General features: G+C 48.9%; 7 protein-coding genes. 5 read left to right on the top strand and 2 right to left on the bottom strand.

The genetic code is table 11. The annotated features are described in order from the left end of the window. Positions 1-29: 29 nt before the first annotated feature. Genes IEX60_RS20785 through IEX60_RS20775 form a run of 3 tightly spaced genes read left to right on the top strand, consistent with a single transcriptional unit; the run spans position 30 to position 3,822 of the window. Positions 30-1,457 (top strand): L-serine ammonia-lyase, encoded by a 1,428-nt coding sequence (locus IEX60_RS20785; protein ID WP_188753356.1) that lies wholly within the window; start codon positions 30-32, stop codon positions 1,455-1,457. 20 nt (positions 1,458-1,477) lie between these two features. Beyond that, a complete protein-coding gene (locus IEX60_RS20780) occupies positions 1,478-2,320 on the top strand; it encodes an MBL fold metallo-hydrolase (protein ID WP_188753324.1) in 843 nt (280 codons plus the stop codon). Positions 2,321-2,373: 53 nt separating this feature from the next. Continuing rightward, positions 2,374-3,822, top strand: coding sequence for a S41 family peptidase (locus tag IEX60_RS20775; protein ID WP_188753323.1), 1,449 nt, complete (start codon positions 2,374-2,376; stop codon positions 3,820-3,822). A gap of 3 nt (positions 3,823-3,825) precedes the next feature. Here the strand turns inward: IEX60_RS20775 and lipB are convergent, their stop codons facing one another. Both lipB and hflX read right to left on the bottom strand, forming a co-directional pair. After that, a complete protein-coding gene (gene lipB, locus IEX60_RS20770; RefSeq protein WP_188753322.1) occupies positions 3,826-4,527 on the bottom strand; it encodes a lipoyl(octanoyl) transferase LipB in 702 nt (233 codons plus the stop codon). 70 nt (positions 4,528-4,597) lie between these two features. Further along, entirely contained in the window at positions 4,598-5,749 is a 1,152-nt protein-coding gene (gene hflX, locus IEX60_RS20765; protein ID WP_188753321.1) for a GTPase HflX, read from the bottom strand. 448 nt (positions 5,750-6,197) lie between these two features. Between hflX and IEX60_RS25045 the strand changes: the two genes are divergently transcribed. Together IEX60_RS25045 and IEX60_RS20750 are read left to right on the top strand one after the other, a co-directional pair. Continuing rightward, entirely contained in the window at positions 6,198-9,773 is a 3,576-nt protein-coding gene (locus IEX60_RS25045; protein ID WP_373285075.1) for an alginate lyase family protein, read from the top strand. Positions 9,774-9,879: 106 nt separating this feature from the next. Beyond that, complete coding sequence (locus IEX60_RS20750; RefSeq protein WP_188753320.1) at positions 9,880-12,999, top strand: SusC/RagA family TonB-linked outer membrane protein; 3,120 nt, start codon at positions 9,880-9,882, stop codon at positions 12,997-12,999. Positions 13,000-13,007: the final 8 nt, after the last annotated feature.

Below are 13,007 nucleotides of genomic sequence, written 5' to 3'. Positions count from 1 at the left end.
TTTGCAAGGCATACATGAATGGAATACCGATGAAAAAAGAGCAGATTTCAGTTTTTGACATGTTCAAAATTGGCATTGGCCCGTCAAGTTCACATACGTTGGGACCTTGGCGTGCTGCTCAGCAATTTACGCATCAACTGATAGAGAAAGATTTGCTTAAGCGTACAGAAGCTGTCAAAATCCTGCTTTATGGGTCGTTGGCGAAGACGGGTATCGGGCATGGTACAGATGTCGCGGTATTGCTGGGGTTGAGTGGGGATGATCCGGTGACTTTTGCGGTGGATGAGGTTGCTCCCAAAGTGACACGGATCAAACAGCAGCAACGGTTGGTACTGGCTGGATCGCACGAAATACCCTTTCGGTATTCACAAGACGTACTATTCTTATCTGGAGAGAGTCTTCCCTTCCATCCCAATGCTGTTACTTTTCAGGCGCTGTTGATTGATGGAACGGCGGTCAGCGAAACCTACTACTCCATCGGCGGCGGTTTCGTGGTACAGGAGGGTGAAGGGGAGGGTACGGAGCGGGAGGTTGATTTGCCGTTTCCCGTACAAAATGCACACGACCTATTGGCTTGGTGCATGCGTACGGGACTCAAAATTTCGGAACTGGTACTGGAAAATGAACAGGCCTGGCGACCGGAGGAAGATACCCGGCAGGGAATCCTTCGGTTGTTTGGAACCATCCGTGACTGCATCTACCGGGGATGCCATACGGCGGGTTCGCTGCCCGGAGGGTTACAGGTAGAGCGGCGGGCCCATAAGCTCAATAAGCGGTTGATGTCGGGTAGGCCCTATGCCGATTACGAAAGCTGGATAGGGGCTATTCGTGCGGGGGGCAACGGTTTTCAGTACACACTGGATTGGGTAAGTTGTTTTGCATTGGCAGTCAATGAAGAAAATGCTTCATTCGGGCGGGTGGTCACGGCACCTACGAATGGTGCGGCAGGGGTCATCCCGGCGGTGTTGCAGTATTTTATTACGTTTCATGATGGGTTGAGCGATGATCAGATTATTCGGTTTATCGCCACGGCTTCCGAAATTGGAAGTATCTTTAAAAAGGGTGCTACCCTATCGGCGGCTATGGGGGGCTGTCAGGCAGAGATCGGTGTATCATCTGCTATGGCTGCCGGCGCGCTCACCGAGCGTTTGGGCGGCTCGCAACGGCAAGTACTCATGGCGGCCGAGATTGCCATGGAACACCACTTAGGGCTGACCTGTGATCCCATAGGCGGACTGGTACAGATACCCTGTATCGAACGCAACACCATGGGCGCAATCAAAGCTATTACGGCTGCACAGCTCGCTCTGCAATCCAATCCGGATAAGGCTAAGGTAAGTCTGGATGCAGTCGTCAGAACCATGTGGGAAACGGCTCAGGATATGAATGTGAAGTATAAAGAAACCGCCGATGGAGGGTTGGCTGTGAATATTCCACTGGGCTTGCCCGAATGTTAATTTTTTCATTACTTTGTGAAATGCCTCTTTTCATCAGCTCGGTCGCATCAGGTAGCAATGGCAATTGCTATTACATCGGTAATGGCCGTGAAGCAATTCTGGTGGATGCGGGTATATCCTGTCGTGAAACGGAAAAACGCATGGCCCGGCAGGGGTTATCGATGCAGCAGGTCCGTGCTATTTTTGTCTCTCACGAACATACCGACCACATAAAGGGATTAAGTGTATTAGCCAACAAATACCAATTGCCCGTATTCCTGTCCGATGGTACACGGGCTGCTTGCCGGTTGGCTATCCCCGATCGGCTGCTATATCCATTGGCCGATCTGCAGACGGTGACGGTGGGCGGCCTGAATATCACGTCTTTCCGGAAATATCACGATGCAGCAGATCCGCACAGCTTTCTGATCAGCGGAGACGGATATACAGTGGGTGTTTTTACAGACATTGGCCGTGCCTGCGAACGGGTCGTGAATTATTTTGGTCAATGCGATGCGGCCTTCCTGGAAGCCAATTACGACGTGGGTATGCTCATGCAGGGCCGCTATCCTTTTTTTCTTAAAAACCGCATCCGAAGTGGCTATGGGCACTTATCGAACGCGGAAGCCTTGGAGCTGTTTGTGCGGTATCGATCGCCGAAACTGAGTCACCTGTTTCTGTCCCATCTATCTCGGGACAACAATGACCCCGAGCTGGTATACAATTTGTTTAATGATCATCGCGGGGATACCGAGATTATCATCGCGGGGCGTTACGCCGAAACAGGGGTGTATGGTTTGGGAGAAGCAGAAATGTCGTCGTATCTGCTATTTGAACAGGAAATTAGTATTTCATATACAGTGTCACGGCATACTTCTGGCTGATTCCATTTGAAATTTGTTCAGACTTCCTTAGATTTGATTAAAGATTTGCACGTATGATTTTAAATCGTTTCGCCCATTTGGTAAATCGGATTTTACCGGCGGTGATGTTTGTGTCACTTATTGTCGTCTCTTCTTGCAAGAAAAAAGAAACGTCCGAACCAGAACCTACGGGAGAAGTGACAAATTCGGAGATCAATCGTTGGATCGCGGATACGATGCGGTACTATTACTATTGGAACACCTCGATACCGCAGGATCGGAACCTTGATTTTGATTTGGATCCGGAAGATTTCTTTGAAACCTTGTTGAATACACCAACTGATCGGTTTTCTTGGATTCAGAATGCAGAAGAGTTGAAAAATGAACTTAGCGGCGTAATCAAGACCAGTGGACTAGGCTTTAGTTTTTTTAGGATTGGGGAAGATGGAGCGGGTATTACCGTCCGGTATGTTCTCGAAGGTTCGCCAGCGGATGCTGCCGGAATAAAGCGTGGAGATATTTTCACACGGGTGAATGGCGTGGCGCTGACCGTGAGCGACGGATATGTTCAGGATTATGAGCCTTTGGTCGGTAATGAAACCTTTACCCTCACAAAAGGCATTATCAATGGGAACACCATAAGTGAGGGAGGGACACTCTCGCTGACGCCGGTAGAAGGTTTTCAGGAAAACGCCATTCATATGGAAGACGTGATCATTACTGACGATGGCACGAAGGTCGCATATTTGTTTTATAACCGTTTTCTTGATCAGCCGCAAGAGCTGGTTGACGCATTTGGCCGCTTTAAGGCGGCAGGAGTAACCGAGCTGATTATCGATGAGCGGTACAACGGAGGTGGGGCAGTGGATATCGCCGCGCTGATGTCCGCTTTGATTCACCGGGGTTTTGATATTAACAGTCCCTTCATTCAGTTTGATTTTAATTCAAATTTCCGGGATGAAACACTTACCTATGCCGACATGTTCGGTGCCGCTAATGAGCCCTTGGTTAGCGCAACGAATCTTGGGCTGAATAGGGTGTTTATATTAGCAACAGAAAGTTCGGCGTCGGCCAGCGAGCTGTTGATCAACAACCTTCAGCCTTTTATAGATGTCATCCATATCGGTGGAAAGACCTATGGTAAGGATGAGGCGTCCTATACGTTTGAAAACTCATCGCCAAAATTCGAGGGAGAGAACGATTGGGGTATCCAGCCGATTATCCTTAAGTACAAGAATAAAGATGGCGGCGGCAATTTCGTTAATGGACTAACTCCGGACTATCAGATCAGTGAGACGGTTCCTTTTGCTCCCATGGGATCACGTTCGGATCCGCTTATTGCTACAGCATTGGGAGTCATCGATCCGAGTATGCAGGTGGAAATGCAGAGGCAGATGGATATCGGCAGGAGACGGCAATTACCGGGCGTGAAGTTATTAGATGAGGCTAACAAGGATCTTTCAAATCCGCGGCCGCTAGATGTTACCCGGACGTTGAATAAAACACCGTTGAATCTGAGATAGCTGTCAGTAACTTGAAAATTCCATCCCGAATAATGCCGCAATATGGCTCTTCAGTAGGGCTTTCACCGCATTGATATCCTGTGGAGTACCCAGCTCCCGTTGCAGGGACGTGACATCTTTATCGTCGATACCGCACGGCACGATATGGTTGAAATATGAGAGGTCTGTATTTACGTTGAATGCGAAGCCGTGCATGGTGATCCACCGGCTGGCCCGGACGCCCAGCGCACATATTTTACGGGCCCGGGCGTTGTCCGCATCCAGCCATACCCCGGTGTATCCCGGGTAACGGCCGGCTGAGATCCCATAATCGGCCAGTGTACGGATTACGGCTTCTTCCAGTGTGCGGAGATACCGATGAATGTCCGTAAAAAAATTATCAAGGTCGAGGATTGGATAACCCACGATCTGCCCGGGGCCGTGGTAAGTGATGTCGCCACCACGGTTGATCTTATAAAAAGCTGCCTGTTTTTCTGTCAACCCGTCGTCATCCAGGAGCAAATTTTCCGGCTTGCCGCTTTTACCCAGTGTGTATACATGCGGGTGTTCTGTAAACACAAGGTAGTTGGTGGTGGGGAAAGCTTTTCCTGCCAAACGGTTGGCCGTTTTTTGAGCCATCACCTCAGAAAACAGGACCTCCTGTCTATCCCAGGCTTCCCGGTAGTCCATCAGTCCCCAATCTTCGAAAATTACTTTTTTATTCATGTTGAATTGGCTTACGGCTTTCAGCGGTCCGCCATCCATCCTTATTCCTTATTCCTTTCATCCTTGCTCTTTAATACAATAGATTGTCGTACGGATATCTTTCCGTGTGCATGTTTACGACGGTATCATACAGTAATTTCCTAAACTCTTCTACGTTTATTTTGTCGGTAGCGGATATGAATACCGCCGGGCTGTTGTGTTTCGCCATCCAGCTGTTTCTAAAATCTTCCATTTCACCCGGATAAGCATCAATTTTATTGAACACCGTGATGGTAGGCTTATCCAATGCCCCCAATTCTTTGAGGGTTTCATTTACCGCCCGGATGTGATCTTCGAAACTGGGGTGAGAAATATCGACCACGTGCAATAGTACATCTGCCTCACGGACTTCATCTAGGGTAGACTTGAAGCATTCCACCAGATGATGGGGTAATTTGCGGATAAAGCCAACGGTGTCTGACAGCAAAAATGGCAGGTTGTCAATGACAACCTTTCGCACGGTAGTGTCAAGCGTGGCAAACAGCTTGTTTTCGGCAAATACGTCCGATTTCGAGATCAGGTTCATGATTGTCGATTTCCCGACATTGGTATATCCTACCAATGCTACGCGGATTAGCTGTCCGCGGTTTTTCCGCTGGGTTTCGGCCTGCCGATCGATGGACTTCAGCCGTTCTTTCAATAAAGCGATCTTGTTTAGAATCATCCGGCGATCGCTTTCAATCTGACTTTCACCCGGGCCCCGCATGCCGATGCCGCCACGTTGCCGTTCGAGGTGAGTCCACATACGTGTAAGACGGGGAAGGAGGTACTGCAATTGTGCTAATTCCACTTGGGTTTTTGCCTGCGCGGATTTGGCCCGGCGGGCAAATATATCCAGAATGAGATTGCTGCGGTCGAGAATCTTTACATTCAATTCCCGTTCGATGTTGCGGAGTTGAGAAGGTGACAATTCGTCATCAAATACCACGATGTCTATTTCTTCCGCTTTTACGTATGCTTTGATTTCATCCAATTTCCCCGTGCCCACAAAAGTGGCCCGGTCAGGGTGGTTAAGTTTTTGGGTAAAGACCTCTTTTACAATGCCTCCTGCAGTATCCACCAAAAAGGCTAACTCTTCCAGGTATTCCCGCTCTTTTTCTTCGCTTGAATCCGGCAGGATAATGCCTACCAGTACAGCGGTTTCGGGTTGTATAGCGGTGTCAAAAATCTTCTGTTTTGCCATGTATTTCAAAAAATAAAGGTAAAAAATAAAAAGTAAAAAATCCGATAGCGCTTGTCACAAGCGGAGTTATAAAAACGGAACTATAAAAAGGTGTACATGGCGTTACGGTAACTAACAAAATGCAAAGATAAAGGTTTTCCGGCAAAACAAAAAAGCCCTGAAACGGGGAGAATCAGGGCTTTTAAACTAACCAATTATAAACCTAAATTATGAAAAGACAATTTTATAATTGTTGTTTATCAACAACCATGCCAAAAAATAACGCAACCGTATATCTGTGGAATTTCTGCCAGCTCCGTTGAAGCTTTACTCATGCAGTGATATGTCAATCATTACCGTATTGAACAATTTTCACCCCTTAATTAATCGATTAATACCCTTCTTTACCTTGTTATCTATCTACTTTTACAACGCAATTATGATTACCTGTAACTAGCTTTATTTCACCGTGAAACGTATTCGACTCCTTACTGTATTGCTTCAACTTTGCCTTGCATCCATTTCGTTAGCCCAACAAAGCCATCGTCTAACCGATGGTTGGGAGTTTGTACGTCAGGATCTGGGCGGGATATGGGAGTCTGTACGCCCCTATAAACCGGGTGATCCCGAAGCCTCTCCCATTTGGAAGCCTGTCACGTTGCCTCACTGCTTTAACGCCGCGGACGCCGTAGCACCAGATGTCAATTATTACCAAGGCCCAGGATGGTATCGCACATCCCTGGAAATTGCCAATCCCTATCAAAATGGGCGGACGCTGTTACATTTTGAAGGTTCGGGTCAAAAAACGGAAGTGTATATCTATACCCAGAAAGTTGGCGAACACATAGGAGGGTACGATGAATGGTCTGTGGATATTACCGATGCAGTGAAAACTTTTCAAGCCACAGAAGCTTATACGAAGCAATTCAACGGCCGGATTCCCCTATCGATCCGGTGTGACAATTCCCGTGACGTAGAACTGATTCCATCAGATCTGTCAGATTTTAACGTCTATGGTGGACTATACCGTTATCTCAACCTGGTGTATGTGCCCCAGCTTTCTATAGAAAAGGTTTTTGCCACTGCCACCACAGATGCAGGGGGACAAGTGGGTGAAATCAAGATAAGTGCACGTCTCTACAACCCTGCTGCACTATCGGATGCCGAAGCCACGGTACAGTTGCTTGATGCCGAAGGGAGGCTCGTCGAAACACAGCAGCAGCATATCGACGTACGCGGCAATCAAATCGACTTTGCAGGTTTTACAGTTAAACAGCCGATGCTTTGGTCGCCCGATCAGCCCCGGCTGTATACGGTACGGGTTGTTCTAGCAACCCGGGCAGACACCTGTATTCATGCTGAACGGATCGGGTTCCGCCGGTTTGAATTTGCCCGAAAAGGTCCGTTTTATCTCAATGGCGAGCGGTTATTATTGCGGGGTACCCATCGCCATGAAGACCATGCGGGGGTGGCTGCTGCAATGACAGAGGAGCTTATTTGGCAGGAAATGCGTCTGATAAAGGAGATGGGAGTCAATTTCATCCGTTTGGGTCATTACCAACAATCGCGTATTGTATTGGAAGCTTGTGATAGTTTGGGTATTCTCGTATGGGAAGAGATTCCATGGTGCCGCGGAGGACTTGGCGGTGAGCAGTACAAACAGCAGGCCCGCCGGATGCTTACCAACATGATTGAGCAGCACTATAATCATCCTTCGGTGATTGTCTGGGGGCTGGGCAATGAAAATGACTGGCCTGGAGATTTTGAAAGGTTTGACCAGCTGCAAATCCGTACCTTCATGAAGGAGTTGAACGACCTGGCCCATCAATTGGATCCGCTACGCAAAACAGCGATTCGGCGATGCGACTTTTGTAAGGATGTTGTAGATGTCTATTCGCCCTCCATTTGGGCAGGTTGGTACCGGGGAATCTATACGGATTACAAAACAGCGACCGAGGCTGAATTCAATAAGGTTGAGCACTTCCTCCATGTGGAATGGGGGGGCGATAGTCATGCACGGCGGCATTCGGAAACACCCGACAAGGGACTGTCGGAGGTCATGCATAGTACCACAGCTGACGAACGTGCAGGTGACGCATCGCTGTTCGGTGGTCCGGCACGCGTATCCAAGGATGGCGACTGGAGTGAGAGTTACATTTGCAACCTGATCGATTGGCATCTTAAGGAACAGGAAACCATGCCTTGGCTCACGGGTACTGCCTATTGGACATTCAAGGATTTCTCCACCCCCATCCGCCCGGAAAATCCCGTGCCTTATGTCAACCAAAAGGGAGTTGTGGAGCGCAATTTCAACAAAAAGGAATCGTATTATATCTTCCAGTCCTACTGGTCTGAAAAACCCATGGCTCATATTTATGGACACAGCTGGCCCGTAAGGTGGGGCAATCAGGGTGAGGAAAAGATGGTGAAGGTTTATTCCAACTGTGGAGAAGCGGAACTTTTCGTCAACGGCGTGAGTCAGGGTATTCGCAAACGAAACAGCCAGGATTTTCCCGCTGCAGGTCTCCGGTGGATGGTTGTTTTGCGCGAAGGAAGGAATAAGCTGGAAGTACTTGCACACAAAGACGGAATCACGGTAAGAGATAGCATTACCCAGATTTACCAGACCGCCAAGTGGTCCGATCCTGCATCCATACAGCTTGAGGTGCTCGACGCGAAGATTGACACGGTTACACTTCAGGCGACATTGCGTGATAACCAGGGAATATTGTGCCTTGATGCCGCAAATTATATTTACTTTTCGATGGCGGGCGACGGGAAGCTACTGGCCGATCTCGGCACATCAGATGGCTCGCGTAAAGTACAGGCATACAATGGCCGGGCAATTATCCGCATAAAACGTACAGGTAACCGGATGGTGGCAGTAGCGGCCGCAGATAATCTAGAAACGGCCATCCTGCCCTTGGACTTTACCGCTGCCAGGCAGCATGTGGAAGACGTGATTACCGCAACGCTGCACGACCAAACCTTGAAGGACGCCGCTTGGGCGCTCACCCAGCCCCCCATCACTGTAACAGCAAGCATTGCCGTGCGGAGCGCCGGTGGCAAACATGATTTTTATTCAGAGGGCGACTATTGGTGGCCCGACCCCGATCATCCTGATGGGCCTTATATCCGCAGGGACGGGCTTTCCAATCCGGATAACTTTGTAGACCATCGCTTGGCAATGATCCGTTTCAGTCGCATCGTCGGTGCATTGGTGTCTGCGTGGAAGCTTACCGGCGATGAGAAATACGTACAACATGCGCTCCGGCATGTGTCTGCCTGGTTTATCGATGCCGATACACGTATGAACCCATCACTCCTGTATGCGCAGGCTATCAAAGGCCGGGTTACGGGGCGTGGCATTGGAATCATTGATACCATTCACCTGATCGAAGTGGCCAAAGCACTGGGCATACTGGAAGAGGCGGGCTTACTCGGCAAATCGGTGTGCCAAGGAACAAAAAAGTGGTTTGCAGACTACCTGGCATGGTTAACGACACACCCTTATGGTATCGAGGAGATGAACGCAAAAAATAACCACGGAACATGCTGGGTCATGCAGGTGGCAGCCTTTGCCAGTTACACCGGGAATGTCAAACTGATACGCCAATGCGCAGAACGGTATAAAACGGTATTGCTTCCCCAACAAATGGCCAAAGATGGAAGCTTTCCGCTAGAAATCGAACGTACAAAGCCCTATGGATATTCTCTTTTCAATCTGGATGCCATGGCTGCGATTTGTTCCCTGCTTCCAAAATCCGGAACGGATCTTTGGCATGACGGAATGGCCGATGGCCGTTCAATTGGTAAGGGTATACAATATATGTTGCCTTTTGTACAAGAAAAAGGCAGGTGGCCGTACGCTCGGGATGTAATGTATTGGGATAACTGGCCGGTAGCCCAACCCTTCCTTTTCCTGGGTGCCCTGGCTTATGGCAATCAGGAGCTTTTGCATACCTGGGTGTCTCTTGAACACCGGCCTACTGAAGAAGAAGTGATCCGAAATCTACCCATACGATACCCGTTATTATGGCTTTGAACATTTTTTACCCATCTTTCAAACAATAATTACCCCGTTTGCAGGGACATCTCCCAATACCTTTGCCCGCTGTAACTATTTTATAAACGTATATAAACCTATACAGATGAGCAAACGTTTTACAAAAAAGCGAAACTATGGTTTCGTGATTGCACTGTTGGTATGTTGGATGGGAATGGCGTACGCCCAGTCTCAACCTATAGTGACCGGAAAAATTGTTTTCCAGGATGGCACGCCTGCCGTGGGGGTCAGTGTAGCAGTGAAAGGGACCAGCACGGCTACCGCATCGGACGACGATGGGAACTACCGTATCTCAGCGCCGGGGACGGGCACCTTGGTATTTACACAGTTAGGGAGTCTGTCGCAGGAAATCGACATCCATAACCGTACAGTTATCAATGTCACACTCGAAAGTGATGTGTCGGCCCTGGAGGAAGTTGTCGTCGTAGGGTTTGGTACCCAGAAAAAAGTAAACCTGAGCGGAGCCGTTGCCCAGGTGAGCGGCGATGCGCTGGTGAACCGACCCGTGGCCAATGTAACCGGCGCCTTGCAGGGTGTTCTGCCCGGAGTGACGGTAATTCGCGGGAGCGGAAAGCCGGGTGCGGAAGGGTATGACGTACGTATTCGCGGCTTCTCTTCATCGAATGACACGAAAGCCCTAGTATTAGTGGACGGTATCCAAATGGACATGAATTTGCTGAACCCCGATGATATCGAATCTATTTCGGTATTAAAAGACGCGTCCGCTTCCGCCATTTATGGAGCTCGTGCCGCAGGCGGAGTGGTTTTGGTGACAACCAAGAAAGGTACTGCGGGAAAAACTCGCATCAACTTCAATAGCTACTATGGTATCAATGCGACGGCACGTCAACCTCAACGGCTGAATTCATGGGATGAACAGGTGCTCATAGATGAATCACGTCGAAATGCGACAGGAAATCCGGAATTCAGCGAGGAACAAATGGAATGGGTAAGCAATCCCAATTTCTCTGTGCGCCCCAACCCTACGCAGGACCGGTGGGAATATTTCGGCAACAACAATTGGCTTAAAGAAGGGATGGACAAATACAATGGCATGCAGAACCATACGCTTTCGATAAACGGAGGGTCCAGTCAGATGAATTACCTGGTTTCGGGCGGTTACTATCAACGGGATGGTGTGCTGCGCTATGGGCCGGATGACAATTCGAGGTATAATCTGCGGGCCAACATCAATGCCGAACTTAACAACTACCTGAGTGTGGAAGTAGTGGCCGGATATATCGGCTCCATCGTGAACGAAAACGCTTATGGAACCGAGCAAATCATTAACCGCCTCTATCGCAGCCGTGCCCGCCAAAGTTTATATGTGCCGGATGAGGATATCACCGGACAGCCTTATAATGGCGACTTACAGATCAATGCCGTGGATATAGAGAAGAATGCAGGTTTGGAACAACGGATGTACGAATCGTTCACTGGAAGGCTCAACCTCAAGGTGCAAAACCTGGTCAAAGGATTGACTTTCGACTTATCGGGTTGGCGCAATCAGGATTACTATTCCATGGAAAACGATAGTCGTACGCTCCTGTGGTATGGGCGGACTACCAATACCGTCCGGTTTCGCATAAATGACCCCAATACCAAAAGCATGGCCAAGAACCGGGGTTATCACAACAACCTGCAAGGGGTGTTAACTTACAACCTATCCTTGGCCGATGCGCATAATTTTACGCTGCTCGGTGGTGCGTCGTTTGAAGAATACCGGAAAGATGAGTTTTCAGCAGGTGCACAGACCATGATTACCAACGATTTCTTCAGCTTTAATTTTGCCGATCCATTGACGAAAACAAACGGCGATAAGATTGAAAGTTGGGCTATGGGGTCTTTCTTCGGTCGGCTTAACTATAATTTCCGCGAAAGATACCTTTTTGAAGCGTCTTTCCGCTACGATGGGAGCTCGCGGCTTGCTCCGGAGAATCGCTGGCAGCTGTTTCCTTCATTTTCTGCGGCATGGCGTATCGATCAGGAAAATTTTATGCAGGGGCAATCGATCTTTTCAGCGCTCAAACTACGGGGCTCTTGGGGGCAACTGGGCAATGGCGCTGTACTTGGGTTGTATGACTACATTGCGCTCTTGACCAGTGGTCTTACACAGACCAATAATCTTGTCTTTAACGATATCAGAACACAGTATTTTTACCAAAGTCAGTTGGCTTCCCCACAGAAAACGTGGGAAACCATACAGCAATCGAACATCGGTATCGATGCCGGCTTTCTCCACGACCGACTATCTCTAACGGCCGATTACTACGTGAAACGTAATAAAGACATGCTCGCTCAGCTGAATTTGCCCAACATCATCGGCATCAGTGTGCCTTCGATGAATATCGGTGAACTGAAAAGCTGGGGTTGGGAGCTTGATGTTCGGTGGCGCGACCGCATTAACACGTTCAACTACAGGGTTGGCTTCAATATTTCCGATAATCAAAATGAGCTCGTACGCTACGATGGGCGCAATTCGATCGGCAACGGCGGAGTGGTGGAGCTGCTCGAAGGTTATCCGCTCAACAGTGTTTGGGGATACCGTACGGACGGCTTCTTCCAATCGCAAGAAGAATACGATGCCTACAAGCAGCAGGTGATTACGCCGTTTTTTCCGGGCAACGCCGGAGCGGGAGATGTTAAATACCTTGACCTGGATGGGAATGGCAGTATCAATGCCGGAGAGGGGACGCCGGAAAATCCGGGAGACCTGGTTTACCTCGGTACTACCAATGCCCGGTATACTTATGGATTGGATCTAGGGTTCGATTGGAAGAACTTTGACTTTTCCATCTTTTTCCAGGGGGCGGCAAAACGGAAGTTCCTCATTAACGAAGGCACGCTCTCTCCCATGTTGGGTACCGCTGATATGCCGTGGACAATTCATATGGATAGATGGACACCTGAAAATCCGGATGCGTATTTCCCGCGTATGTATCAGACAAGTGCCCATAACTACAGACCATCCGACCGATGGGCACAGAACGGCAGCTACGTTCGGTTGAAAAATCTGCAGCTCGGCTACACCATCCCGTTCCGGACGGATAAAATCCAACGCTTGCGTGTGTATTTTTCCGGTCAGGACCTATGGGAATCGACCGATGTGATGAGCGTATTTGATCCGGAGGTTGGCAACAATGTCAGTGCAACTACCTATCCGTTTTTCCGTTCTTATTCCTTTGGCTTGAATGTTACCTTTTAATCGAAGAA

The sequence above is a fragment of the Parapedobacter defluvii genome, assembly GCF_014642075.1.
GTDB classification, from domain to species: domain Bacteria; phylum Bacteroidota; class Bacteroidia; order Sphingobacteriales; family Sphingobacteriaceae; genus Parapedobacter; species Parapedobacter defluvii.
Note: the sequence above shows the minus strand (reverse complement) of the source record. Positions and strands in the feature narration are given on the sequence as shown.